Here is a 25,138-nt window from a genome sequence, read left to right as displayed (position 1 = left end):
GTGTCCAGACATCCGGCAAGCATGCTCGCGACCGTCCGCCGCTACGAGGCGGCCGGTTTCCGCGCCTGGCCGGCGGCCGCCGTCCACTATGACGGCACCTGGGTGGTGCGGCTGACGGCCGGGCATCCGGCCAAGCGGCTGAACTCGGTCAATCCGCTCGACCCCGGCGACACCCAGCACATCGCCGAGCGCATCGGCCGCGCCAGCCGGCGTTTCGACGCCTATGGCCGGCCGCTGACGTTCCGCATATCGCCGCTGTCAGGCCCTGTCCTTTCCAAACATCTCGACGGCGAAGGCTGGAGCAGCTTCGACGAATCCCTGGTGATGCGGCTGCCGCTGGCCGACGCCCGTCTCGACACCGCCATGGACCAGATTCCGCTGAAAGACATCAGCCGCTTCATCGGCGCGTCGCTGAAGGTCAGCGGCTCGGACGTGTCGCTCAGGCCGGGCCTGTCGGAGATCATCGGCGCCATCCAGCCCGAGGCCGGGCTGTTCGCGCTCGAGGACGGCAACGAACCGCTGGCGACGCTGATCTGCGTCCATGACGGCGACCTCGCCGGATTGTTCGAGATCGCCACCGACAGATCGGTGCGCAACCAAGGCCACGGCCGCAACCTTATCCTGTCGGCGCTGAAATGGGCACCACTGCGCGGCGCGCGGGAGGCCTGGCTGCAGGTCGAAGCGGGCAACGCGCCGGCGCTGGGGCTCTACCGCTCGTTGGGCTTCGAGGAAGTCTACCGCTACCACTATCGTCGGCCGCCCGGCGCATGAGCGAAGTCAAGCCAGCCGGTAAGCGCCTGCTTCTCGTCGCCGCCTGCGCGCTGGTCGACGCCGATGGTCGCGTGCTGCTGGCGCAACGCCCCGAAGGCAAGCAGCTCGCCGGCCTGTGGGAATTCCCGGGCGGCAAGGTCGAGCCCGGTGAAACACCGGAGGAGTGCCTGATCCGGGAGCTCCAGGAGGAACTCGGCATCGAAACGGACATCCCCTGTCTCGCGCCGCTCACCTTCGCCAGCCACAGCTACGATGATTTTCACCTGCTGATGCCGCTCTTCGTCTGCCGCCGCTTTCGCGGAATCGCGCAGCCAAAGGAAGGACAGGGGCTGAAATGGGTGCGGCCGCGCCAGATGCGCGACTATCCGATGCCGCCGGCCGACGCGCCGCTGATCCAGTTCCTCATCGATCTCCTATGAGAGCCTGGGCGCTGGTTTTAGCCAGCGTTAATGGAAGATTTATCCCGGTGTGGAAAATTGAGGCAAAGCCGGGTCCCGGCCGATTCGCGTGGGGAGCGATTGCATGAGCCTCGACAAAGACTGGGACTCGATCCGGCCGGAGCGCGGCTTTCGCGCCGCCGATGCCGGTATGGGCATATTGCGCATCACGCTTCTGTTCGGCTCGGCCGCGGTGGCGCTCGCCTTGATCGCCGCGCCTTTGCTCGACAGCCAGACGCGGTCGGCCCGCGACGGTTTTGCCGGCGTCGACACGATGAGCACCGGTACGATCGGCCATCGCGACACCTATACGCTGCGCCGCAGCGTCTTGCAGCCTCTGCCCAGTTCGGTCTGCGTGATCCGCAGCGACGGCTCGCGCAGCGGCGAGTGTTGATATAGTTAACAAATTTCCGAGAAACGGCCCGTTTCACCGCCTGTTAAGCTTTTGCCGTTAACCTTTCTTAACAGGTAGGAGCTATGGTCCTGGCAAGAGGGATCGATGACCATGAAAAAGCTTCTGCAACGGTTCATTCACGACGAGAGAGGCGCGACAGCCATCGAGTATGGCCTGATCGCCGCAGTGCTGTCGCTTGCCATCGTCGGCGGCGTCGGCAGGGCAGCCAATGCGATACAGTGGCTGTTCAGCGACACCAACAGCCAGCTCGTCAACGCCTTCGCCCAGCACTGATCGGTCTCAACGCCGCTGCGGGTCTTCCAGGATCGTCTTCAGCGAAACCTTTGCCGAGCCCGGCTTCAGCGGCTTTTGCTGCGAAGCATCGGGCGCCCAGCCTGACAGCCATACAATCGAGAAGCTCGCCCTGATCCGGCCATCGGGGTCGGAAAACCGCTCAGCGTAGATCTCGGCGGCGCGGGCGAGGAATTTTCGCGTGCCGGGCCGCCGGCTGCGGTCGACGAGCGCGCTGGTCTCGCCCATGGCTCTGAGGTCGGCGAGCAGGTCGAACATGGTGTCGTAGCGGACCGTCACCGTCTCGACATCGGCGACCGGCAGCGCCAGGCCGGCGCGCTGCAGCAGCGCGCCGGCGTCGCGGACATCGGTGAAGGGAATGACGCGCGGGCTGGCGCCGCCGTAGAGCTCGGTCTCGGCGGCGAGCAGGCTCTCGCGCAATTCGGAAAGCGTGCCGGCGCCGGCCAGGGCGCCGAGGAAAAGCCCGTCTGGCCGCAGCGCCCGGCGGATCTGCGCCAGCATGCCGGGAATATCGTTCATCGCCTGCAACGACAGCAGCGAGACAACCAGATCGAGGCTCTCGGCCTCGAACGGCACCGTCTCCATCGGCGCGACAAGGCCTACCCTGTCTGCGAGGAAAGCCGCGTCCGCTTCGACGCGCGCGATCTCCGCCGCCTTGCCGCTTTCGGCGAGCACATCCGCTGCCGCCGGCGTCTGGCAAAACAGCGCGGCCGCCTTGCCGAAGCTGCGCTCGACAGCGCCGAGCCGGTCGGCAAGGTCATCGGCTGCCCGCCGCATCAGGAAATCGGCGCCGCCCACGGAATGGGCCAGGGCGCGGCGCTTGCGCGCCAGCCAGAGCGAGGTGTCGATGATAGGCTGCAACGGGCAGGTTCCTGTTTTCCGCGCTCCGATTATAGTGGAGCGGCGACGAAACCACGTGGCCGATCCAATGCCGAAGATCAAGACCGTTGAACTCGGGACCATCGCGCGGCGGGCACTGGCCTTGCCGGCGCGCATCCTGTTTCCGCCGGTCTGCGCCGGCTGCCGGCGCCATGTCTCGCAGCCCGGCGTGCTGTGCGGCACCTGCTGGCCGAAGCTCAGGCTGCTGGAACGACCCTGGTGCGCCGTGATGGGCACGCCGTTCACCCATGACATGGGCGAAGGCTTCCTCTCGGCCGAAGCGATCGCCGATCCGCCGCCCTTCGAACGGGCGCGGGCCGCGGTCGTCTATTCCGGCGTGGCGCGCCAGATGGTGCAAGGCCTGAAGTATCAGGACCGCACGGATCTGGCGCCATGGATGGCGCGCTGGATGCTGCGCGCCGGAGCCGAGCTGATCGCGGAGGCCGATCTCGTCGTGCCGGTGCCGTTGCACTGGCGGCGCTTCTTCCGGCGGCAGTTCAACCAGTCGGCCGAGCTGGCCAGGGCGGTATCGCACCTCAGCGGCCTGCCTTTCTCGCCTTCGGCTGTGAGGCGCGTGAAGCTCACCCGCCAGCAGGTCGGGCTGGAGCGGCAGGAGCGCGAGGACAACGTGCGCGCCGCCTTCCGCGTGCCGACCGAGGCGGAGATCGAGATCGCCGGCCGCCGGGTGCTGTTGATCGACGATGTCTACACCACCGGCGCGACAGTGAGGTCGGTGGCCAAGGCGCTGAAGAAGGGCGGCGCCGGAGCCGTCGACGTGCTGACCTTCGCGCGCGTTTTGCCGGGGGACTTTCGGGCCGACGAGTCCGCGACTATATAAAGCGAGAATTGTTGTTTTCGTGCATGTCGTTATCCCGGAAGCGCCACGCGCCTCCAGGCGCATGCATAGGCAGGATTGCTGGCTGATGATCGATGTGACGATCTATACCCGGATGATGTGCGGCTATTGCACCGCAGCCAAGCGGCTCCTCGACCGCAAGGGCGTCGCCTATACCGAGCATGATGCTTCCTTCTCGCCGGAACTGCGCCAGGAGATGATTTCCCGGGCGCATGGCCGCACCACGTTTCCGCAGATTTTCATCGGCGACACGCATGTCGGCGGCTCCGACGACCTCCATGATCTGGAGGCGGAGGGCCGGCTCGATGTGTTGCTTGCCAACGGTTCGAGGGCTTGACCATGGGTGTTTTCAAGGCAGCGGCGGTGCAGATGCGTTCGGGCGAGAGCCCGGAGCGCAACGCGGTCGATCTGGAGCGCCTCGTGCGCGAGGCGGCAGGCCTTGGCGCAACCTATATCCAGACCCCCGAGATGACCGGCGCGCTGGTGCGCGACAAGGAGGCGCGTGCCGCTTCCTTCACCTCCGAGGACAAGGACATCATCGTCTCGACCGCCAGGAAGCTGGCCAGGGAACTCGGCATTTTCCTGCACATCGGCTCGACCGCCATCCTGCGCGCCGACGGCAAGCTGGCAAACCGCGCCATGCTGTTCGCGCCGGATGGGGCGACGATAGCCAGCTACGACAAGATCCACATGTTCGACGTCGATCTCGACAATGGTGAGAGTTGGCGCGAATCCGCCGCTTACGAGCCGGGCACCGAAGCTGTCGTCGCCGAGATCGGCGGCGCGAAGCTCGGCTTTGCCGTCTGCTACGATTTGCGCTTCCCGCAGCTCTTCCGCGCCGAGGCGCTGGCCGGCGCCGACTTGTTGTCGGTGCCCGCCGCTTTCACCCGGCAGACCGGCGAGGCGCATTGGCATGTGCTGCTTCGGGCCCGCGCCATCGAGAACGGCGCCTATTTGGTTGCGGCTGCCCAGGGCGGATTGCACGAGGACGGCCGCGAGACCTATGGCCATTCGCTGATCGTCGACCCGTGGGGCCGCATTGTCGCGGAAGCGGCGCACGACCAGCCGGCGGTGATCGTCGCCGAGATCGACCCGGCGCAGTCGCTTGCCGCGCGCAGGAAGATCCCCAATCTCAAGAATGCGCGCGAGTTCTCGATCAATGCCGGCGAGGCGCCCCGCCTCAGGGGTGCCGCCTCTTGATCCGTTTCTCCCTGATCTGCGAGCATGAGCACGAATTCGAGGCGTGGTTCCGGAGCAACGACGATTTCGACACCCAGAAGAAGCGCGGGTTCGTCGACTGCCCGAACTGCGGCTCGCACAAGGTCGACAAGGCGCTGATGGCGCCGGCCGTCTCGACCGGGCGCAAGCAGGAAAAGATCGCGCTCGCCATGGGCGAAGCGCAGAAGCAGGCGTTGGCGCAGTTGAAGGCGATGGCCGAGAAGGTGCGCGAGAATGCCGACTATGTTGGCGACAAATTCGCCGAGGAAGCGCGCAAGATCCATTTCGGCGAGACCGATCCGCGCGGCATCTATGGCGAGGCGACGGTCGACGAGGCAAAGAGTCTGGTCGAGGATGGCGTCGAGTTCATGCCGATCCCCAGCTTTCCCGACGACCGCAACTGAGCATTCAGCTCAGGCTTCCGATCAGCTTTCCAAGCAGACTGGCCAGTGTCTCCCGCTCCGGCGCGGTCAGTCCGGCGAGGATTTCATGTTCGTTGGCGACATGGGCGGCGAGCGCCTCGTCGGTCAAGGCCAAACCCTTTTCGGTCAACCGCACCACCACGCCGCGGCGGTCGCTGGGATGCGGCGCGCGTTCGATCAAACCGGCCTTCTCCAACCGGTCCAGCCGGGCGGTCATGGCGCCCGAGGTCACCATCGTCGCCTCGTAGAGATCGGTCGGCGTCAAGGCGTAGGGCGTGCCGGAGCGGCGCAGGGTCGCCAGCACGTCGAACTCGCCTTGCTGCAATCCGAAGCGGGCAAACAGCGGCGCCAGCCGCTCGCGCGAGATCAGCGAGGCGGCTTCGTTCAGCCGTCCGATCACGGCCATAGGCGAGACGTCCAGGTCCGGCCGTTCCCTTTGCCACTGCTCGATCGCCCTTGCCGCCCGATCCATCTATCTCACCGAAAAGTATCTTGACATAAAGAATCTTTGCACTATGTTATCGCAAAACACAATAGCGGCCAAGCGCCGCGATTGAACGACGGGACCATCCGATGAAACTTCTCTGGGATTCGGCGGCCGGCCTGCTGGTCGTCACCGGCGGCCTGCTCGGCCTGACGCTGCCGTTCGGCAAGCTGGCGACGGCGGCCGGCGTTCCGGCCATGGTCTGGGCTTTCGTCATCTCGCTCGGCGCCGGCGGCGTGCTGTTGCTGGCGCTCCTGCTGCGCGGCGAACGCATCCGGCTGACGGCGCACAAATTGCGCTATTTCTTCGTCACCGCCGCCGTGTCCTATGCGGTCCCCAATTTGCTGATGTTCTCGGCCATCCCGCATCTGGGAGCCGGTTACACCGGCATCATGTTCACGCTCTCGCCCGTCGTCACGCTGGTGTTCTCGATCCTGCTCGGCGTCAGGCGGCCAAACCTGCTCGGTGTCGTCGGCATCGCGGTCGGCTTCGTCGGCGCGGTGATGGTGGCGGTCACGCGCGGCGAGGCCGGCCAGCCGGCCGAGTTCTTCTGGGTGGCGGTCGGATTGCTGATCCCGGTCAGCCTCGCTGCCGGCAACATCTACCGCACCGTCGACTGGCCCGAAGACACCGGTCCGATCGAACTTGCCGTCGGCAGCCATCTGGCCTCGGCGACGCTGCTGCTGGCCGGCATCCTCACCCTGCTGGGCAAGGGCGCATTTGCCCCGCTCGGCGGCGTGCCGCTGGTGGTCGCCGGACAGGTGGCGTCGGCGTCGGCGATGTTTGCCTTCTTCTTCCGGCTGCAAGCGGTCGGCGGTCCGGTCTATCTCAGCCAGATCGGCTATGTCGCGGCCGCGGTCGGCCTGTTTGCCGGCACGGTCTTCCTTGGTGAGCACTATCAGTTGTTGACCTGGGCGGGCGCGGTGATCATCACGATCGGCGTGTTCATCACCACAAAGGCGCAGAACCAGACGAGCTTGAAGATGCGGAGCCAGGCAGCCTGACAGGGAGAGGTCAGACCGAGGCTTTTTCGGCCAGGACCATGTAGTTGACGTCCATGTCCTTCGACCGCTGCCAGCGGTCGGCGAGCGGATGGTAGACGACGCCGGTGCGGTCGATGATGGTCAGGCTGGCCGCGCCGAGGGCCTTTTCCAGCTCCTCCGGCCGTACCAGCTTGCCGAACTGGTGGGTGCCGCGCGGCAGCCAGCGCAGCACATATTCGGCGCCGATGATGGCGAGGCCGAGCGCCTTCAGCGTGCGGTTGATGGTGGCGACGAACATGATGCCGCCCGGTTTGACCATCTGGCCGCATTTGGCCACGAACAGGTCGATGTCGGCGACATGCTCGACCACTTCCATGTTGAGGATGACGTCGAATGTCTCGCCGGCGTCGGCGAGGTCCTCAGCCGTCGTGGCGCGGTAATCGACGCTGACGCCCACCTCGGCCGCGTGCAGCTTCGCCACTTCGATGTTGGTGGCGGAGGCATCGGCGCCGACCACTTCGGCTCCGAGCCGCGCCATCGGCTCGCACAGCAGACCGCCGCCGCAGCCGATGTCTAGGAAGCGCAGGCCTTCGAACGGTCTGGCCGCGCGCGGATCGCGGCCGAAGCGCGCCGCCACCTGGTCGCGGATATAGGCAAGCCGCACCGGATTGAACTTGTGCAACGGCCGGAACTTGCCGTTGGGGTTCCACCATTCGGCGGCCAGCGCGGAAAAGCGTTCCACTTCTCCGGCATCGATCGTCGACCGTCGGGGCTCTGGCATGGGCGGATCTCCTGGCGCATGACCCCGAAAATCGCTTTCGATTTTCGGAAAGGATCATGCGCAAAATCAAAGTGCTAGGAAGTCGGTTGCCGAGCCGCGAATGTCAAGGCGGCTTTTTTCGACTGCTGCCACGAGCGAACAGCGAGCCTGCGCGCGCCGGCGGCCGGGCGGAGGCGTTCTGTCAGCACATGGCAGTTTCGTCGGCCCGCAACGGCAACGGCATTGCCCTGACGGACGAATGATGAGGCATGATGTTTCAAACAGGAGCATGATCATACGCCCGCACTCTTCGATCCTATGGCGACGGCTCGAGCTGGAAGGGCACGATGCCTGCCTGCTTTCCGAGACGGACGACGGTTGGAAGCTCAGGGGCCAGGCGCTCTTCGTCCATGACGACAAGCCCTGCAGCCTCGCCTATGAAGCCGACTGCGATTCCGGCTGGCGGACGCGCTCGGCGTGCGTCGACGGTTTTCTCGGCGCGGAAACCCTGCACTTTGAGATCGAGCGGCTTGCCGATGGCGGCTGGACGCTGAACGGCGCCGGCCAGGCGGAGGTCGCCGGCCTGATCGACGTCGATCTCGGCTTCACGCCCGCCACAAACCTCCTGGCGATCCGCCGCTTCGACCTCGGGGTCGGCATGTCGACGCCCGCGCCGGCCGCCTATCTGGCCTTTCCCGAACTCAGGCTGATGCGCCTCGAGCAGAGCTACCGGCGGCTCGACGATACTCGTTACGGCTATGATGCGCCGATGTTCGGCTGCAATGCGATCCTGGAAGTTTCACCGGCTGGTTTCGTCCTCGATTACCCCGGCCTGTGGCGAAGCGCGGCGCGGCTGGAATGAGGATCGGCGTCCCAGCACGCCAGGAATTCGCCGGCAGCGGGATCAAGGTCAGACGGCGAGCGCCACCGCCAGATGCTTCATGTCGACGCTGGCGGGATCGATGGCCCGCATCGCCTGGCAATCGCCGATCTCGGCCATGATCCGACCGGCGGCGGCAAGCGCCTGCTCGCGGCTCTGCCAGCGCACCAGATCGACCCAGCCGCCGTCGTCCTGCCTGGCCAGGCAGCGGCTGAGGAAACCGGGCTGCCGCGCCAGCCAGTCGCTGAGCAGGCCGTTGCCGTCGACAAAGCCCGCTTCGGTTCCGGGCTTCAGCCGGAAGGTGACGATTTCCAGGGTCTCGGCCATCTATCCTCCTCGGTGTCGGGCCTCCAGGCTCATCTATCGCATGACCTGGTGCTCAAATCTGTCAGCAACCCCGATATTTTCAGCGCGAATCGTTGTTGCGCGCCATCGCTTGCGAAATCCTGATCATTTGGCTAAGGAGGCCGCGCATTCAGCACCCGGCCTTGGCCGGCGTGTTTTTTCGGCCCCACGGCCCGGCATCCAGTCAAAGGCATTTCGTTTCCATGGCGCGCATCGTGATGAAATTCGGCGGAACCTCCGTCGCCGACATCGCCCGCATCCGCAACGTGGCGCGCCATGTCAAACGCGAGGTCGACGCCGGCCATGAGGTCGCGGTCGTGGTCTCGGCGATGGCCGGCAAGACCAATGAACTGGTCGGCTGGACGCGCGAGGCCTCGCCGATGCACGACGCGCGCGAATATGACGCCGTGGTCGCCTCCGGGGAGCAGGTCACGGCCGGTCTCCTGGCGATCACGCTGCAGAACATGGGCGTTCATGCCCGCTCCTGGCAGGGCTGGCAGATCCCGATCAAGACCGACAACGCGCATGGCGCGGCGCGCATTCTCGACATCGACGGCGGCTTCCTGATCAAGCGCTTCGGCGAGGGCCAGGTGGCCGTCATCGCCGGGTTCCAGGGCATCGGCCCGGACAACCGCATCGCAACGCTCGGCCGCGGCGGCTCCGACACCAGCGCCGTGGCGATCGCGGCGGCGGTCAAGGCCGACCGCTGCGACATCTATACCGATGTCGACGGCGTCTACACCACCGATCCGCGCATCGAGCCGAAGGCGCGGCGGCTGGCCAAGATTTCCTTCGAGGAAATGCTCGAAATGGCCTCGCTCGGCGCCAAGGTGCTGCAGGTGCGCTCGGTCGAGCTTGCCATGGTGCACAGGGTGCGTACCTTCGTGCGGTCGTCCTTCGACGATCCCGACGCGCCCGGAATGGGGGATTTGCTCAATCCGCCCGGAACGCTTATTTGCGACGAGGAAGAGATCGTGGAACAGCAGGTCGTCACCGGAATTGCCTACGCCAAGGACGAGGCGCAGATTTCGCTGCGCCGCGTCGGCGATCGCCCCGGCGTTGCCGCCGGCATCTTCGGGCCGCTGGCCGAAGCCAACATCAATGTCGACATGATCGTCCAGAACATCTCCGAGGACGGCAAGTTCACCGACATGACCTTCACGGTGCCGTCGGGCGACGTCGACAAGGCGCTTGCGGTGCTGGAGCGCCTGAAAGCCGATGTCGGCTATGATGTGGTGCAGTCGGAAGCCGGCATGTCGAAGGTGTCGGTCATCGGCATCGGCATGCGCAGCCACGCGGGTGTCGCCGCCACCGCCTTCAAGGCGCTGGCCGACAAGGCGATCAATATCCGCGCCATCACCACTTCCGAGATCAAGATTTCGATACTGATCGACGGTCCGTATACCGAATTGGCGGTTCGCACTTTGCATTCCGTCTACGGTCTGGATAAGCAATAGCAAGACTGAATCAGTTGTTGCGTGAGTGCCGGGCGCGGCGGAAACTGCGCCGGCAAGGACTCTATTGGAGAAGAAGCCGCGATGCGTGATACGGCCAGTGGCCCGCGCGTTCTGCTGAAGCGGCTCCGCGAGCTCATGCAGGAGCCGCTGGAGCCGCAGGAGCGGCTCGACCGCATCGTGCGCGACATCGCCTCCAACATGGTCGCCGAGGTGTGCTCGCTCTATGTGCTGCGCGCCGATTCGGTGCTCGAGCTCTACGCCACCGAAGGTCTCAATCCGAACGCCGTCCACCTGGCGCAGTTGCGGCTCGGCCAGGGTCTCGTCGGCACCATCGCCGCCAGCGCACGGCCGCTCAACCTTTCCAACGCGCAGGAGCATCCGGCCTTCGCCTACCTGCCGGAGACCGGCGAAGAGATCTACAACTCCTTCCTCGGGGTGCCAGTGCTCAGGGCAGGGCGGACGCTTGGCGTGCTCGTGGTGCAGAACAAGACCATGCGCCACTACCGCGACGATGAAGTCGAGGCTCTGGAAACGACGGCAATGGTCATCGCCGAGATGATCGCCACCGGCGATCTCGCCAGGCTGACCCGCCCGGGTCTGGAGCTCGACCTGCGCCGCCCGGTCAGCTTCACCGGCCTCTCGTTCAACGAAGGCGTCGGGCTCGGCCATGTCGTGCTGCACGAGCCGCGCATCGTCGTCACCAATCTGTTCAACGAGGACAGCGAGGAGGAAGTCCGCCGGCTGCAGGCCTCGCTCGGCTCGCTGAGGCTGTCCATCGACGACATGCTGGAGCGCCGCGAGGTCGCCTTCGAGGGCGAGCACCGCGAGGTTCTCGAGGCCTACCGCATGTTCGCCAACGACAGCGGCTGGGTGCGCCGGCTGGAAGAGGCGATCCGCAACGGCCTGACGGCGGAAGCAGCGGTGGAGAAGGTGCAGAGCGACATGCGCGCCCGCATGCTGCACATGACCGACCCCTATCTGCGCGAGCGGATGAGCGATTTCGACGACCTTGCCAACCGCCTGCTGCGCCAGCTGATGGGGCGCGGGCCGGAGGATGTCGCGGCGTCGCTGCCGAAGGATGCCATCCTCGTCGCCCGTTCGATGGGCGCCGCCGAGCTGCTCGACTACCCGCGCGACAAGCTGCGCGGCGTGGTGCTGGAGGATGGGGCGGCAACCAGCCACGTCGTCATCGTGGCGCGCGCCATGGGCATTCCCGTCGCCGGGCAGATGAAGGGCGCCGTTTCGATGGCGGAAAACGGCGATGCCATCATCGTCGACGGCGAAGAGGGCACGATCCATCTCAGGCCGCAGCCCGACCTCGAGGCCGCCTATGCCGAGAAGGTGCGCTTCCGCGCCCGCCGGCAGGAGGTCTATCGCGAGCTGCGCAAGAAGCCGTCGGTGACCAAGGACGGTGTTGCGGTCGACCTCCTGATGAACGCCGGCCTCGCCGTCGACCTGCCGCAGCTTGCCGAGTCTGGCGCGGCCGGCATCGGCCTGTTCCGCACCGAGTTGCAATTCATGGTCGCCTCGACCTTCCCGCGCGCCGAAGCGCAGGAGCGGCTCTACCGCGACGTGCTCGAAGCGGCGCGCGGCAAGCCGGTGACCTTCCGCACAATCGACATCGGCGGCGACAAGGTGCTGCCCTATTTCAAGGGCGCGCTGCAGGAGGAGAACCCGGCGCTCGGCTGGCGGGCGATCCGGCTCACCCTCGATCGCCCGGGCCTGCTGAGGACGCAGATCCGCGCCTTGCTGAAAGCTTGCGGCGGCCGCGAGCTGAAGCTGATGCTGCCGATGGTGACGGAGCTCGGCGAGATCGCCCAGGCGCGCGAGATCATCGATCGCGAGGTCAGGCATCTGTCGCGCTTTGCCCACCACCTGCCGACCAGCCTGAAGCTCGGCGCGATGCTCGAAGTGCCGTCGCTGCTGTTCCAGCTCGACGAGCTGATGAAGGCGGTCGACTTCGTCTCGGTCGGCTCCAACGACCTGTTCCAGTTCGTCATGGCGGTCGATCGCGGCAACACGCAATTGTCCGACCGTTTCGACACGCTGTCGGCGCCGTTCCTGCGGGTGCTGAAGCAGATCGCCGATGCCGGCGCCCGCAATCACACGCCGGTGACGCTGTGCGGGGAACTCGCCGGAAAACCGATATCGGCGATGGCGCTGATCGGCCTCGGCTTCCGCTCGATCTCGATGTCGCCGGCCTCGATCGGCCCGGTCAAGGCGATGCTGACGGAACTGCCGCTCGACGAGTTGCAGGCCTTCTTCGCCGACAATCTGATGGCGCCGGCGCAAGGGCTGCCGATGCGGGCGCTGCTGCAGGCCTTTGCCGACGACCGCTCCATTCCGCTATAGAATCCGCCATGATCAACCTGCCGCGCGACCGCATGGATCAAGTCGTCAAGCGTTTCGAGATGCTCGAAGCGCAGATGTCGGCCGGCCCGGCGCCGGATGCCTATGTAAAGATGGCATCGGAATATGCCGAGCTGCAGGACATGGTGGCCAAGGTCAGGGAATTGCGCTCGGCCGAGCACGAGCAGGCCGACCTCGAAGCGATGCTCGCCGACAAGGGCACCGATGCCGAGATGCGGGCGCTCGCCGAGGCGGATCTGCCAGGGGTGGAGGAGCGCATCGAGGCGCTACAGAAGGATATCCAGATCCTGCTTCTGCCCAAGGATGCCGCCGACGACAAGAATGCCATCCTCGAAATCCGTGCCGGCACCGGTGGCGATGAAGCCGCTCTTTTCGCCGGCGACCTGTTTCGCATGTATGAGCGCTATGCCGCCGAACGCGGCTGGCGGTTCGAGACCGTGTCGGCCAGCGACGGCGATGCCGGCGGTTTCAAGGAAATCATCGCTACGGTCTCGGGCAAGGGCGTGTTCGCGCACCTGAAGTTCGAATCCGGCGTGCATCGCGTGCAGCGCGTGCCGGCGACCGAGGCCAGCGGGCGCATACACACCTCCGCGGCGACCGTCGCCGTGCTGCCGGAGGCCGAAGAGGTCGACATCGAAATCCGCGCCGAAGACATCCGCATCGACACGATGCGCGCCTCGGGTTCAGGCGGCCAGCACGTCAACACCACCGATTCGGCCGTCCGCATCACCCATTTGCCGACCGGGATCATGGTGGTGCAGGCAGAGAAATCGCAGCACCAGAACCGGGCGAAGGCCATGCAGATCCTGCGCGCCCGGCTCTATGATATGGAGCGCAGCAAGGCGGACGAGGAGCGTTCGGAATCACGCAAGTCGCAGGTCGGCTCGGGCGACCGCTCGGAGCGCATCCGCACCTACAACTTTCCGCAAGGGCGCCTCACCGACCATCGCATCAACCTCACCCTCTACAAGCTCGACCGGGTGATGATGGGCGAACTCGACGAGGTCGTCGATGCGCTGATCGCCGACCACCAGTCGAAGCTGCTCGCCGACATCGGCGTCGATGGCTGACATCTTGCCCGGCACGCTCGGGCCGCTGCTGCGGGAGGCGCGTCATCGTCTTGCCGCCGCCGGCGTGGCCGATCCGGCGCTGGATGCCAGGCTGCTGGTCGAGCATTTTTCCGGAACGACCCGCACCCAGGCCATCGCCGAGCCGTCGCAAACGGTGCGGGAGGACGCGATTGCGGCAATCGATGTGGCCCTGCGACGGCGCGTCGCAGGCGAGCCGGTGCACCGTATCCTCGGGTTTCGCGAGTTCTACGGCCTGCGGCTTGGGCTTTCACCCGAAACGCTGGAGCCGCGGCCCGACACCGAGACGCTGGTCGAGGCGATCCTGCCCTTCGCCAGGGCGACAGCGGAGCGGCTTGGCGAATGCCGCATCCTCGATCTCGGCACCGGTACCGGCGCCATCGCGCTGGCTCTGCTCAGCGCCGTTCCCGGCGCCGTCGCCACGGGTGTCGACATTGCCGGGGGCGCGCTGGCCACCGCCATGCGCAATGCCTGCGAACTGGGCCTGGCCGACAGGTTCGAAACGCTTGAATCCGACTGGTTTGCAAAAGTTTCCGGCCGGTACCATGTAATTGCCGCAAACCCTCCCTATATACCCAGTCGAGACATAGGAAATCTGCAGGACGAGGTCCGCGATTTCGATCCGCATCTGGCCCTTGATGGCGGCGCGGACGGTCTTGGTCCCTACCGGATCATCGCCGCTGAGGCGACAAGGTTTCTGGAAGCCGAGTGCAGGGTTGCGGTCGAGATCGGCCACACGCAACGGAACGAAGTCACGGACATCTTCATGGCAGCCGGCTACCGGTTGTCCGGTATGTTCCGCGACCTCGGCGGAAACGACAGGGTTCTGGTGTTCGAACGCGCAAACCCCTGATGCAGTGCGAAATAGGGCTTGGCAATGCCCGGGAATGCAGCTAGGGTCGAAGTAACCGGATGAGACGAAGCAGGCAGTGCTCTTAGCGATTCGGTTTTCCTTGGAAATAGCTGCCTTCTTGCGCAATCGACGCCAATGCTTCGTGCGGGAATCGTCCGGCAAGTGATGTAACCGGAACAGGATGGCACGTGGCGCCAACGCAATTGATGCGGGCGAACGCCGGTGAAGAAACGAAACGGCTGGCTGCATGAGCGCCTCCGTTCGTAAAAAAGTTTTCGAAAATTTCACACTGAAGAGAGTCGAATGAGGCCACAACAGCAGAACAGGCGCATGCGCGGTCGCAACAACAATGGCGGCGGCGGTGGCAACAACAACAACCGCAAGGGCCCCAATCCCCTGACGCGCAACTACGAGAGCAACGGCCCGGATGTGAAGATCCGCGGATCGGCTCAGCAGATTGCCGAAAAATACGCCGCACTCGCCCGTGACGCGCAAAGCTCCGGCGACCGGGTGATGGCGGAGAACTACCTCCAGCACGCCGAGCACTACAATCGCATCATTGCCGCCGCGCAGGCGCAGATGCCGATCCAGAACGTCCAGCAGAACCGCGACGATTTCGACGAAGATGCGGACGAGGATCGCGACGAGTTCGACAACAACATCGGCAACAGCAATACCGCGGAAGCCCCGGCTGCGCAGGCCAACCATGGCGGCGGGCCGCAGCCGGTGATCGAAGGCGAACTGGCCTTCAACCAGGACAACGGCAACCGCGATGGCGGTGGGCGCGACAACGGCCGCGACAATGGCCAGCGCGACAACAATGGCGGGCGCCACCGCGACCGCCGTCCGAACGGCGGCTACGGCCAGAACGGCCAGCGCGGTGATTATAACCAGCGCGGCGAAAATGGCGGCCAGCGCTTCGACCAGAACCGCCGCAACGAGGCGCCGGCGCAGCCGGAAAGCGCCTCCCCGGCGGAGCCGGCCGTCGCGGCCGAGCAGGCGCCTTTGTTCGACAGTTTTTCGCCGGCGGCTCTCGCTGCCCAGGCAGAGCGCAACGAAGCGGCCTCCGACAATGGCGGCTCGCGCCGCCAGCGCCGTCCGCGCCGTGCACGCGGCAATGCCGACGAAACCGGTGCCGACCAGGCCGATAGCCAGGTGGAAACCGGCAGCGACAATGCCGGTGCCGAACCGGTGAATGCCGCCCCTGTCGAAGGCAATGCCGCACCGGCCGAGGACAATCCGGCGCCGGCCGACGGCGCCTCCAGCGATCCGGTTGCTGCCGACGTCAACAACTGATCGGGTCCGGTTTTCAGGTCATCAAGCGGCGGAGAGAAATCTCCGCCGTTTTCGTTTTGCGCGGCGCTGGAATAATATGCATCCCGCGCCGCCTGGACGCCTTGAGAGCCCTGTGCCCCTTCACCATATCTCGCGTGAACAGGATCCGGCTCGAATGAGCGGGTCCGTCACCGCAATCTGATCCGGTGCCGCAAAGCGGGCCGGTGATGGAAGGAGACAGATATGAACCTTGAAAAATACTCGGAGCGCGTGCGCGGCTTCATCCAGTCCGCCCAGACCATGGCGCTCTCGCGCAACCACCAGCAATTCACGCCCGAACATATGCTGAAGGTGCTCGTCGATGACGACGAGGGCCTGGCCGCGTCGCTGATCGAGCGTGCCGGCGGCAATGCCCGCGACGTCAAGCTCGGCGTCGAGGCGGCGCTCGAGGCGATGCCCAGGGTGGAAGGCGGCAACGGCCAGCTTTACCTGGCGCAGCCTCTGGCCAAGGTGTTCTCGACCGCCGAGGACCTGGCCAAGAAGGCGGGCGACAGTTTCGTCACCGTCGAACGGCTGCTGCAGGCGCTCGCCATGGAGAAGTCGGCCAAGACCGCCGACATCCTGTCCAAGGCCGGCGTCACCGCGCAGGCGCTGAACCAGGTCATCAACGATGTCCGCAAGGGCCGCACCGCCGATTCGGCGAGCGCCGAGCAGGGCTATGATGCGCTGAAGAAGTACGCGCGGGATCTGACGGCCGACGCTCGCGCCGGCAAGCTCGATCCGGTCATCGGCCGCGACGACGAGATTCGCCGCACCATCCAGGTGCTGTCGCGCCGCACCAAGAACAATCCGGTGCTGATCGGCGAGCCGGGCGTCGGCAAGACAGCGATCGCCGAGGGCCTGGCGCTGCGCATCGTCAATGGCGACGTGCCGGAATCGCTGAAGGACAAGCAGCTGATGGCGCTCGACATGGGTGCGCTGATCGCCGGCGCCAAATATCGCGGCGAGTTCGAGGAGCGGCTGAAAGCCGTGCTCAACGAGGTCACGGCCGCCGCCGGCGGCATCATCCTGTTCATCGACGAGATGCACACGCTGGTCGGCGCCGGCAAGGCGGACGGCGCCATGGATGCGTCCAACCTTCTGAAGCCGGCGCTGGCGCGCGGCGAACTGCACTGCGTCGGCGCGACCACGCTCGACGAGTACCGCAAGCATGTCGAGAAGGACCCGGCGCTGGCCCGCCGATTCCAGCCGGTGTTCGTCAACGAGCCGACGGTGGAGGACACGGTCTCGATCCTGCGCGGACTGAAGGAGAAGTACGAGCAGCACCACAAGGTGCGCATCTCCGATTCGGCGCTGGTTTCGGCGGCGACGCTGTCGAACCGCTATATCGCCGACCGCTTCCTGCCGGACAAGGCAATCGACCTTGTCGACGAGGCCGCCTCGCGGCTGCGGATGCAGGTCGATTCGAAGCCGGAGGCGCTGGACGAGATCGACCGCCGCATCATGCAGCTCAAGATCGAACGCGAGGCGCTCAAGGTCGAGAAGGACGATGCCTCGAAGGACCGGCTCGCCAGGCTGGAAAAGGAGCTTGCCGGGCTGGAGGAGGAGTCCACCGAGCTCACCTCGAAATGGCAGGCCGAGAAGCAGAAGCTCGGGCTCGCCGCCGACCTCAAGAAGCAGCTTGACGAGGCGCGCAACGACCTGGCCATCGCCCAGCGCAAGGGCGAGTTCCAGCGCGCTGGCGAGCTTGCCTATGGCAAGATCCCGGAGCTGGAGAAGAAGCTGAAGGAGGCCGAGACGCAGGACGGCAAGGCCGGCATGGTCGAGGAAGTGGTCACGCCCGACCACGTCGCCCATATCGTGTCGCGCTGGACCGGCATTCCGGTCGACAAGATGCTGGAAGGCGAGCGCGACAAGCTGTTGCGCATGGAAGACGAGATCGGCAAGCGGGTCGTCGGTCAGGGCGAGGCGGTGCAGGCCGTCTCCAAGGCGGTGCGCCGCGCCCGCGCCGGACTTCAGGATCCGAACCGGCCGATAGGCTCGTTCATGTTCCTCGGCCCGACCGGCGTCGGCAAGACCGAGCTCACCAAGGCGCTCGCCAATTTCCTGTTCGACAACGAAAACGCTTTGGTGCGCATCGACATGTCGGAGTTCATGGAGAAGCATTCGGTCGCCCGGCTGATCGGCGCGCCTCCCGGCTATGTCGGCTATGAGGAAGGCGGCACGCTGACCGAAGCGGTGCGGCGGCGGCCCTACCAGGTCGTGCTGTTCGACGAGATCGAGAAGGCGCATCCGGATGTCTTCAACGTGCTGCTGCAGGTGCTCGACGACGGCCGGCTGACCGATGGCCAGGGCCGCACGGTCGACTTCCGCAACACGCTGATCATCATGACCTCGAACCTCGGCGCCGAATATCTCGTCGGCCTCGGCGAGGACCAGGATGTCGATGCCGTGCGCGACGAGGTGATGAGCGTGGTGAGGACCTCGTTCCGGCCGGAGTTCCTCAACCGCGTCGACGAGGTGATCCTGTTCCACCGGCTGCGCCGGCAGGACATGGACCGCATCGTCGAGATCCAGCTCAAGCGGCTGGAGAACCTGCTCGCCGACCGCAAGATCACGCTGTCGCTGGATCATGACGCGATCGAGTGGCTGGCGGCCAAGGGCTACGATCCGGCCTATGGCGCGCGGCCGCTGAAGCGGGTGATGCAGAAAGAGCTGCAGGATCCGCTGGCGGAGAAGATCCTGCTCGGCGAGATCCTCGACGGCTCGACAGTCAAGGTCACCGCAGGTTCCGACCGGCTGAACTTCCGCTCGAAGCCGACGGTCGTGGCGACCGAGGCGGCGGCCTGAACCGCCTTGCCTTACCGGAACGGCGGAGCCTGAATGGGCTTCGCCGTTCTTCTTGTTTGAAATAGCGGGGCCCGCATGACGCTAGATGACTACAACAGCTTCTGCGCCTCGTTGCCCCGGGCGACCCATGTCGTCCAGTGGGGCGGCGCTCACGTCTGGAAGGTCGGCGGCAAGGTGTTTGCCATTGGTGGCTGGAACGGGGGCGAACAGCTCTTCGTCACCTTCAAATGTTCCGACATCGCCTATGACGTGCTGAAGGAGCAGCCAGGCTGCAGGCCCGCGCCCTATCTTGCCTCGCGCGGCATGAAATGGATCCAGCGCCAGACAAGCCAGAGCATGGATGATGCGGCGCTGAAGGACTATCTCGGCGAAAGCCACCGCCTGGTCGTCCTCAAGCTGACGAGACAGACACGCAGGGAATTGGGGCTGTAGCAGCCGGCAGTCCGCCATCTTCATGCCCGGTTCATGTTGGAACCTTAAGCTCGGTAAATGGTTTGCTGGCGAAGGGCTCGCCACAAAGGGACATGCCGCGCGGCGGCAATTACGGACCGGAGAGTTGGCCACAATGTTGCGCACGATCGTCTGCCTTTCGGCTGTTGTCGCCGGATTGGTGTCTTCCGGCGCGTTCGCGGCGCCGAGTGGCGACGGCGCGGAAAGGGAGGCCCGCGCTCCCGGCGGCATCCTTCTCGCCCAGGACGGCAACATCGACGTCTATTACGACGCCCGGGGAAACCGCGTCATAGTCGATGCCGATACCGGCAAGGTCATCGCTATCCAGCCGCCGGGCACCAGGCTCGATCGCAGGGCGCTGCGCCGGCAGCTGCGGATGCAGGAGCTCGGCCGCGCGCCGGTCGAGGATGACGACCGCTACTATCTCGACGATCCCGAAGACATGGCCCGCTTCCGCCGCAGGCAGCTGGACGAGGAAGGCAGGGTGATTCCGCCGCCGGCCGACGAATACGATCCCTATGGCGACAATTCCGTGGATGCCTTTCCCCCGGTGCCGGACGATGAAGGCAACACCGCCACCTACCCGGAGGCGCCGAAGCCGAATACCGTCAAGCGCCAACCGCTGAACGAGGCGTCGATCAACCCCGCGCAGCCGGATCAGGATACGCAGGCTTCCCTGCCGCCGGACACCGGCGGCAAGGCCACGGTCGACCCGTCGCTGTCGCTCGGCGCGCGCCAGGATGTGGCGGCGCTGCAGGTGCTGCTCGATCGCGCCGGCGCGTCGCCGGGCGTGATCGACGGGCGATTCGGCTCCAACGTCGACAAGGCGCTGGCCGCCTACAACGAGATCACCGGCAGCAATCTGCGCTCGACCGACGCCGTGGGCATTCAGTCGGCGCTGGCGCAGTCGGGCGGCGATGCGTTCGCCTCCTACACGATCACGCCCGAGGACGCGGCCGGCCCCTACGTCGCGTCGATCCCGGAAGACTACAGCCAGAAGGCGCAGCTCGACCGCATGGGCTACACCTCCGTCACCGAAGCGCTGGCCGAGCGTTTCCATATGGACGAGAACTATCTGAAGTCGATCAATCAGGGCCTCGATTTCAACCGCCCCGGCACGATCATCAAGGTTGCCAATTTCGGCAGGCTGGTGTCGACGCCGGTCGCCCGTATCGTGGCCGACAAGGGCAAGAAGGAAGTCTTCGCCTATGATACTGCAGGCAAGCTGGTCGCCGCCTATCCGGCCACCATCGGCTCGTCCGACACGCCATCGCCGTCGGGCATCCACACCGTGTCGCGTATCGCGCTCGACCCGAACTACACCTACAACCCGAGCATCAATTTCAAGCAGGGCCAGAACGACAAGATCCTGACCATTCCGCCGGGGCCGAACGGTCCTGTCGGCTCGGTGTGGATTGCGCTGGACAAGCCGACCTACGGCATCCACGGCACGCCCGACCCGTCCAAGATCGGCAAGACCGAAAGCCATGGCTGCGTGCGCCTGACCAACTGGGATGCGCGGGAACTTGCCAAGCTGGTGTCACCGGGCGTTACCGTGGAGTTCGTCGGCGGACCCACGATCATCGATGTCGGCGGGACCTCAACCGATGAATTTACGCAGCAGTGAGGCGCGCGGCGCGGCGGCATAGACCAGCTGCGCCAGCAGGATGAACGCGATACTGAGCAGCGGGCTGAACAGGCAAAGTGCTGCGCCGACCGCCCACAGGATCTGCGCCTTGATGATCCGCTGATAGACAGTGCGGGTCGTGTCCGCGTCGACGTCGCCGGCCAGCATCTCGTTCTTGTCGGCGTACCACCAGCTGGCGAAAAGCGTCACGCCAAGCATCAGAAGATTCAGCCAGTAGACGAGCACCGCGACCCGGAATTCGAGGAAATCGGCCAGCAGGTCGGTGGAGAACGGCAGCAGCGCGATGAAGGCCAGAAAGCAGAGATTGAGCGTTGCTAGCCGCCGGTCCGATCTTGCGATCAGGCCATGCTGCGCCTGCTGGCCGAACCAGAAGATGGTCAGGGTCAGGAAGCTCAGCGCATAGGTCAGGAAGCGCGGGGCGAGTGCCGCAATCGCGGCAAGCAGTTCGATTTCCGAATGCACCGCTTCATGCGGCGGCACCCTGATTTCCAGCACGATCAAGGTCAGCGCGATGGCGAAGACGCCGTCGGTTATGCCAACGATGCGCCCGCGTCCTTCTGCCGATGGTTCGAGCGGTCGCTTCATGGTTTCCCCTTTTGGCGCTGGTTCGGTTGGCGGGTCGGAACCTAGCACGCGACGCTTCGTTTGCATCATAAGTGCCGGCCCTCCTGGCCGTCCTGCCAGCGCAATCTGGTTTCAAGAACAGCAATCTTGTGGCTTGTTGCCGCGACCTCACCGCAGAGCTAAGCAGGCTGTCATGTCAGCTTCGGACGAAAACATCGCCGATTCGCTTTCGACCGCGCAGCGTGCGAACGGCACGTTCTGCCCGCAGGCGCAGCGCAAGTTCGTGCTGATCGCCGCGATCCTGGCGTCCGCGCTCGGTTTCATCGACGGCTCGGTCCTGGCCATCGCGATGCCGGCGCTGCGGGAAAATCTCGGCGCCAGCCTGGCCGAGGTGCAATGGATTTCCAACGCCTATGCGCTGACGCTATCGGCGCTGATCCTGGCAGGCGGTGCCGCCGGCGACCGGTTCGGGCTCAGGCGCGCATTCGTGACCGGCATTGCGCTGTTCATCGCCGCTTCGCTGGCCTGCGCGCTGGCGCCCAATGCCGGCGTGCTGATCGGCTTCCGCGCCATCCAGGGGATCGGCGCCGCCATCATGGTGCCGGGCAGCCTCGCCATCATCGCCAAGGCCTATCCGAAGAAGGAGCGCGGCCGTGCGATCGGCGTCTGGGCCGCGGCCTCGGCGCTGACGACCGCGCTCGGTCCGGTTCTGGGCGGCCTCGTGCTGTCCACCTTCGGCAATGGCATCTGGCGAGCGATCTTCGCCATCAACCTGCCGCTGGGCCTCATCTCGATCTATCTTCTCCTGGCCAAGGTGCCGGCCGATGACGCGACGGAAAAGCGCAGCCTCGACCTCGGCGGCGCCGGACTCGCCACGCTGGCGTTCGGATTGCTGGCCTACGGCCTGACCTCGATGAGCGCCGAGGGCGGCGGCCAAATGTCCTGGCCGAGCATCGCAGCCGGCCTGGTGCTGCTTGTCGTGTTCGTTTTCTTCGAGCGCCAGCATCGCGAGCCGATGATCGACCTGTCGCTGTTTCGGATCGGCGCCTTCGCCGGCGCCAATCTCGCGACCTTCTTTCTCTATTTCGCGCTGTCGGCCAATCTGTTCTACCTGCCGATGCTGCTGATTGCCGGCTGGGGGCTGAGCACGGCCGAGGTCGGCTTCATTTTCGTGCCGCTGTCGGCATCGATCGCGCTGCTGTCGGGACCTGTCGGCCAGTGGTCGGACAAGATCGGGCCGAGATTCCCGATCGCCGCCGGCAGCCTGCTCGTTGCCTTTGCCTTTGCCGGGCTGGCGCTGCTCACCCATGCCGGCATCCATAATTTCTGGACCGGGACCTTTCCATTGATGGCGCTGATGGGGCTCGGCATGGCGCTGGTCGTGTCGCCGCTGTCGACCGCGATCATGACGGCGGTCGAGGACAAGGACACCGGCGCCGCCTCGGGCATAAACAATGCGGTCTCGCGCATCGGCGGCCTGATCGCGGTTGCGGCGATGGGTTCGCTCGCGGCCTGGGTCTACGCACTGAACACCGGCGCTGCGCCCGGCATTCCGGGTTTCGGACAACAGGCGCCGGCAGGGCTTGCATCGGATCTCGAAGCCGCAAGGCTCGCCGCCAGTGACGCGGCCTTCGCGGCCGTCGCCGCCGTCACCACGCTGCTCTGCCTGCTTGCGGCCGTCATCGCCTGGATGACGGTTTCCGGCCAGGCGCTGCCGTGGCCACGCCGAGCGGATGATCGACAGGCTGATTCGACACGAAACTGATTCGTCGCGGGCGACAGGCGATTCGCTCGCCAACCTATCCTTCGACCTTGGCGCTGGCGACCTTGAGCGGATTGTTGTCTTCCTGCTTGAGCAGGTCGTCGATGCGCTCGCGCTCGCGCTTGAAGGCAACCAGGTCGTCGCCTTTCAGCACCTTGCCGACCGGCAGGCGAACGCGCATCGGATCGACCTTGGTGCCGTTGACGATCAGCTCGTAGTGCAGATGCGGGCCGGTGGCGAGGCCGGTCTGGCCGAGATAGCCGATGACCTGGCCCTGGCGGACATGGACGCCTGGCTCGATGCCTTTGGCAAAGGCGGTCTGGTGATTGTAGGAGGTCTCGTAGCCGTTGGCGTGGCGGATGATGATCTGCTTGCCATAGCCGCCTGCCCAGCCGGCCTTCTCGATGGTGCCGTTGCCGGCGGCGATGATCGGCGTGCCGATCGGGGCGGCCCAGTCGACGCCGGTGTGCATGCGGACATAGCCGAGGATCGGATGCCGGCGCGCGCCGAAGCCGGAGCGGAATTTTCCCGCCGGCAGGGGATTGCGCAGCAGGAACTGCTGGGCGCTGGAGCCGTTCTCGTCGAAATAGTCGGTGCTGCCGTCCTGCATCTGGAAGCGATAGAAGTTGCGCGGCTGTCCGCCGAAGGTCGCCGAGACATAGAGCAATTCGGATTCGTCGGAGGCCTGGTCGTCGCCGTCCGGCTGCGAGAACAGCACGTCGATCCTGTCCGAGGGGCTGAGCCGCGACTGGAAGTCGACATCGGAGGCGAGCAGCTTGACCAGTTGCTGGGTCAGCTTCTTCGACATGCCGTAGGAATAGGCGGCGCGGTAGATGCCGTCATAGATGTTGGGCAGGTTGCCGCGCACGATCACCGGCGGCGAATCGTCGAATGCGGTCAGCAGTTCGGGATTGGGCTCGGGCTCCTGCGCCGGCACGTACTGGCCGCGATCGTCGAGCGCGATGGTGACGATGTGCTGGGTCCGGTCATAGACGCTGGTGCGCACCACCTTGGCGGCGTCGCCATGGATTTCGAGCCCGACGCGCAGCACGGTTCCGGCCTTCAGCGCCGGGGCGTTCAAAAGCTTGCCGATTGCCTCGGCCATGCCGGTGGCGTCGCCGCCGGTATAGCCCGAATCAGCAAAGGCCTCGGCTATGTCGGTGTCCTTGGTGAAGGGGATGATTTCCTCGGCGAAGGCCGGCGTCTGATCGTCCGCCTCGACGCGCGGCGAGACCGAGACATTCTCGGGCACGATCTTCACGTCGTAGGAGCCGGCCATGCTTTCGGCGAAGGCATCGCCGAATCGCTGCGGATCGACATAGTGCAAGGAGGCAACCTGGATGGCGCCGTCGCTGAGATCGGTGCCGGCCTCGCGCACCACCTTTTCCACCTCGTCGGCGGACAGGTCGCTCTTCTCGTCGAAGGACGCCGTCTCGATCGGGAAATCGACGGTCTTCAGCGACATCTCGCTTTCGACCTTGGCGCCATAGATCTGGCCGGCGACGGCCGCTGGCGCCGGCTGGCCGGCATTGTCGTCGCCGTCGTCGCTGAACACCTGCATCGGGTCGAAAGGCGGGTAGGGGCGGTTGGTCGTGTGGCCGGCGGCCAGCGCCATCTTGATCTGCACGAAAGGCATGGTGTGGATGACGTCGCGGTCGCCGACCTTGGTGACCATCGACACTTCCATGCGCCGGCGATCCTTGGCCTTGGCGATCTGACGCGGCGCCACCAGCCTCGTGGTCTTGGCCATTTCGCCGGAATCGCCGCCGTTTTCCATATGGGCGAGCTCGGCGATCTCGGGTGGCGTCGCCAATTGCTGGCGCCCGTCGAGCGCGGCGAACAGCGCCACGCCCATCAGGACGCTGGACGTCACGCCGGTGAGAAAAGTGCCCGACAGCCAGCGCGCCGATACCTCGCGCCGATCGGGCGGGCCGCTCCGGCCATCCGCGATCAGCGGCGGCTCGTTGCCGAGTTCGGCTATGACATCTTCCGTATCTGGCATCCAGAAAGGCTGCTTCTTCCCCGGGCGGAACGGCTTGTCGCTTTTGTTGTGCGCATGACATTTGCCTGTCACGGCGGT

At 65.6% G+C, this 25,138-nt stretch carries 26 protein-coding genes; 20 read left to right on the top strand and 6 right to left on the bottom strand.

Annotated features, from left to right (window positions below; translation table 11 throughout):
- Positions 1-21 precede the first annotated feature (21 nt).
- The 4 genes from PU724_RS15205 (at position 22) to PU724_RS15190 (ending at position 1,896) form a co-directional block, all read left to right on the top strand.
- Positions 22-771 (top strand): GNAT family N-acetyltransferase, encoded by a 750-nt coding sequence (locus PU724_RS15205; RefSeq protein WP_354419971.1) that lies wholly within the window; start codon positions 22-24, stop codon positions 769-771.
- A complete protein-coding gene (locus tag PU724_RS15200; RefSeq protein ID WP_128275115.1) occupies positions 768-1,190 on the top strand; it encodes a (deoxy)nucleoside triphosphate pyrophosphohydrolase in 423 nt (140 codons plus the stop codon). The genes PU724_RS15205 and PU724_RS15200 overlap by 4 nt, the downstream gene beginning before the upstream one ends.
- Positions 1,191-1,293: 103 nt before the next feature.
- Positions 1,294-1,602 (top strand): hypothetical protein, encoded by a 309-nt coding sequence (locus tag PU724_RS15195; RefSeq protein WP_127285210.1) that lies wholly within the window; start codon positions 1,294-1,296, stop codon positions 1,600-1,602.
- A 105-nt stretch (positions 1,603-1,707) separates the two neighbouring features.
- The gene (locus PU724_RS15190) at positions 1,708-1,896 is read left to right on the top strand and encodes a Flp family type IVb pilin (protein ID WP_354419969.1); all 189 of its coding nucleotides are present in this window, start codon (positions 1,708-1,710) and stop codon (positions 1,894-1,896) included.
- 6 nt (positions 1,897-1,902) lie between these two features.
- Here the strand turns inward: PU724_RS15190 and PU724_RS15185 are convergent, their stop codons facing one another.
- Positions 1,903-2,775: a methyltransferase domain-containing protein gene (locus PU724_RS15185; protein WP_354419967.1), complete on the bottom strand. Its 873-nt coding sequence runs from the start codon at positions 2,773-2,775 to the stop codon at positions 1,903-1,905.
- A 55-nt stretch (positions 2,776-2,830) separates the two neighbouring features.
- Between PU724_RS15185 and PU724_RS15180 the strand changes: the two genes are divergently transcribed.
- The 4 genes from PU724_RS15180 to PU724_RS15165 all read left to right on the top strand — a co-directional run bounded on the left by PU724_RS15180 (position 2,831) and on the right by PU724_RS15165 (position 5,271).
- Positions 2,831-3,631: a ComF family protein gene (locus PU724_RS15180; RefSeq protein ID WP_354419965.1), complete on the top strand. Its 801-nt coding sequence runs from the start codon at positions 2,831-2,833 to the stop codon at positions 3,629-3,631.
- Positions 3,632-3,716: 85 nt separating this feature from the next.
- Complete coding sequence (grxC, locus tag PU724_RS15175) at positions 3,717-3,986, top strand: glutaredoxin 3 (protein WP_127286042.1); 270 nt, start codon at positions 3,717-3,719, stop codon at positions 3,984-3,986.
- 2 nt (positions 3,987-3,988) lie between these two features.
- Complete coding sequence (locus tag PU724_RS15170) at positions 3,989-4,849, top strand: carbon-nitrogen hydrolase family protein (protein ID WP_354419963.1); 861 nt, start codon at positions 3,989-3,991, stop codon at positions 4,847-4,849.
- Positions 4,846-5,271 carry a DUF1178 family protein gene (locus tag PU724_RS15165; protein ID WP_127393319.1) on the top strand — a complete coding sequence of 142 codons (426 nt, stop codon included), beginning with the start codon at positions 4,846-4,848 and terminating at the stop codon, positions 5,269-5,271. Before PU724_RS15170 ends, PU724_RS15165 begins: the two co-directional genes overlap by 4 nt.
- A gap of 4 nt (positions 5,272-5,275) precedes the next feature.
- Here PU724_RS15165 and PU724_RS15160 read toward each other — a convergent pair whose 3' ends face one another.
- Entirely contained in the window at positions 5,276-5,761 is a 486-nt protein-coding gene (locus PU724_RS15160; protein WP_128346959.1) for a MarR family winged helix-turn-helix transcriptional regulator, read from the bottom strand.
- Between the two features lie 101 nt (positions 5,762-5,862).
- On the opposite strand from PU724_RS15160, the gene PU724_RS15155 reads away from it, so the two are divergent.
- Complete coding sequence (locus PU724_RS15155; RefSeq protein ID WP_354419960.1) at positions 5,863-6,777, top strand: DMT family transporter; 915 nt, start codon at positions 5,863-5,865, stop codon at positions 6,775-6,777.
- A 10-nt stretch (positions 6,778-6,787) separates the two neighbouring features.
- Here the strand turns inward: PU724_RS15155 and ubiG are convergent, their stop codons facing one another.
- Positions 6,788-7,537 (bottom strand): bifunctional 2-polyprenyl-6-hydroxyphenol methylase/3-demethylubiquinol 3-O-methyltransferase UbiG, encoded by a 750-nt coding sequence (ubiG, locus tag PU724_RS15150; protein WP_127286047.1) that lies wholly within the window; start codon positions 7,535-7,537, stop codon positions 6,788-6,790.
- Positions 7,538-7,593: 56 nt separating this feature from the next.
- On the opposite strand from ubiG, the gene PU724_RS15145 reads away from it, so the two are divergent.
- Positions 7,594-7,779, top strand: a complete 186-nt coding sequence (locus PU724_RS15145; RefSeq protein WP_292104307.1) for a hypothetical protein — start codon at positions 7,594-7,596, stop codon at positions 7,777-7,779.
- A 26-nt stretch (positions 7,780-7,805) separates the two neighbouring features.
- Positions 7,806-8,378, top strand: a complete 573-nt coding sequence (locus PU724_RS15140; RefSeq protein ID WP_354419958.1) for a putative glycolipid-binding domain-containing protein — start codon at positions 7,806-7,808, stop codon at positions 8,376-8,378.
- Between the two features lie 48 nt (positions 8,379-8,426).
- Here the strand turns inward: PU724_RS15140 and PU724_RS15135 are convergent, their stop codons facing one another.
- Positions 8,427-8,723 (bottom strand): antibiotic biosynthesis monooxygenase family protein, encoded by a 297-nt coding sequence (locus tag PU724_RS15135; RefSeq protein WP_292104304.1) that lies wholly within the window; start codon positions 8,721-8,723, stop codon positions 8,427-8,429.
- Between the two features lie 221 nt (positions 8,724-8,944).
- Here PU724_RS15135 and PU724_RS15130 point away from each other — a divergent pair, with 221 nt between their 5' ends.
- From PU724_RS15130 to PU724_RS15095, 8 genes are all read left to right on the top strand, one after another.
- Positions 8,945-10,198 carry an aspartate kinase gene (locus tag PU724_RS15130; RefSeq protein ID WP_127286051.1) on the top strand — a complete coding sequence of 418 codons (1,254 nt, stop codon included), beginning with the start codon at positions 8,945-8,947 and terminating at the stop codon, positions 10,196-10,198.
- 81 nt (positions 10,199-10,279) lie between these two features.
- Complete coding sequence (gene ptsP, locus PU724_RS15125; protein ID WP_127309169.1) at positions 10,280-12,550, top strand: phosphoenolpyruvate--protein phosphotransferase; 2,271 nt, start codon at positions 10,280-10,282, stop codon at positions 12,548-12,550.
- An 8-nt stretch (positions 12,551-12,558) separates the two neighbouring features.
- Complete coding sequence (gene prfA / locus PU724_RS15120) at positions 12,559-13,638, top strand: peptide chain release factor 1 (protein ID WP_127287016.1); 1,080 nt, start codon at positions 12,559-12,561, stop codon at positions 13,636-13,638.
- Positions 13,631-14,509, top strand: coding sequence for a peptide chain release factor N(5)-glutamine methyltransferase (prmC, locus tag PU724_RS15115; protein WP_127287017.1), 879 nt, complete (start codon positions 13,631-13,633; stop codon positions 14,507-14,509). Before prfA ends, prmC begins: the two co-directional genes overlap by 8 nt.
- A gap of 303 nt (positions 14,510-14,812) precedes the next feature.
- A complete protein-coding gene (locus tag PU724_RS15110; RefSeq protein WP_483238245.1) occupies positions 14,813-15,805 on the top strand; it encodes a DUF4167 domain-containing protein in 993 nt (330 codons plus the stop codon).
- A gap of 222 nt (positions 15,806-16,027) precedes the next feature.
- A complete protein-coding gene (clpB, locus tag PU724_RS15105; protein WP_127286714.1) occupies positions 16,028-18,634 on the top strand; it encodes an ATP-dependent chaperone ClpB in 2,607 nt (868 codons plus the stop codon).
- A 75-nt stretch (positions 18,635-18,709) separates the two neighbouring features.
- Positions 18,710-19,066: an MmcQ/YjbR family DNA-binding protein gene (locus tag PU724_RS15100; protein WP_127286713.1), complete on the top strand. Its 357-nt coding sequence runs from the start codon at positions 18,710-18,712 to the stop codon at positions 19,064-19,066.
- 133 nt (positions 19,067-19,199) lie between these two features.
- Positions 19,200-20,711, top strand: coding sequence for a L,D-transpeptidase family protein (locus PU724_RS15095; RefSeq protein ID WP_354419952.1), 1,512 nt, complete (start codon positions 19,200-19,202; stop codon positions 20,709-20,711).
- Here PU724_RS15095 and PU724_RS15090 read toward each other — a convergent pair.
- On the bottom strand, positions 20,685-21,317 hold the full coding sequence (locus PU724_RS15090; RefSeq protein WP_354419950.1) for a TMEM175 family protein: 633 nt from the start codon (positions 21,315-21,317) through the stop codon (positions 20,685-20,687). The genes PU724_RS15095 and PU724_RS15090 overlap by 27 nt on opposite strands.
- 172 nt (positions 21,318-21,489) lie before the next feature.
- On the opposite strand from PU724_RS15090, the gene PU724_RS15085 reads away from it, so the two are divergent.
- Positions 21,490-23,061 (top strand): MFS transporter, encoded by a 1,572-nt coding sequence (locus PU724_RS15085; RefSeq protein WP_354419948.1) that lies wholly within the window; start codon positions 21,490-21,492, stop codon positions 23,059-23,061.
- A gap of 34 nt (positions 23,062-23,095) precedes the next feature.
- Here PU724_RS15085 and PU724_RS15080 read toward each other — a convergent pair whose 3' ends face one another.
- Complete coding sequence (locus tag PU724_RS15080; protein ID WP_354419947.1) at positions 23,096-25,060, bottom strand: M23 family metallopeptidase; 1,965 nt, start codon at positions 25,058-25,060, stop codon at positions 23,096-23,098.
- Positions 25,061-25,138: the final 78 nt, after the last annotated feature.

It is taken from the genome of Mesorhizobium abyssinicae, assembly GCF_049887195.1.
Classification (GTDB): Bacteria; Pseudomonadota; Alphaproteobacteria; order Rhizobiales; family Rhizobiaceae; genus Mesorhizobium; species Mesorhizobium abyssinicae.
Note: the sequence above shows the minus strand (reverse complement) of the source record. Positions and strands in the feature narration are given on the sequence as shown.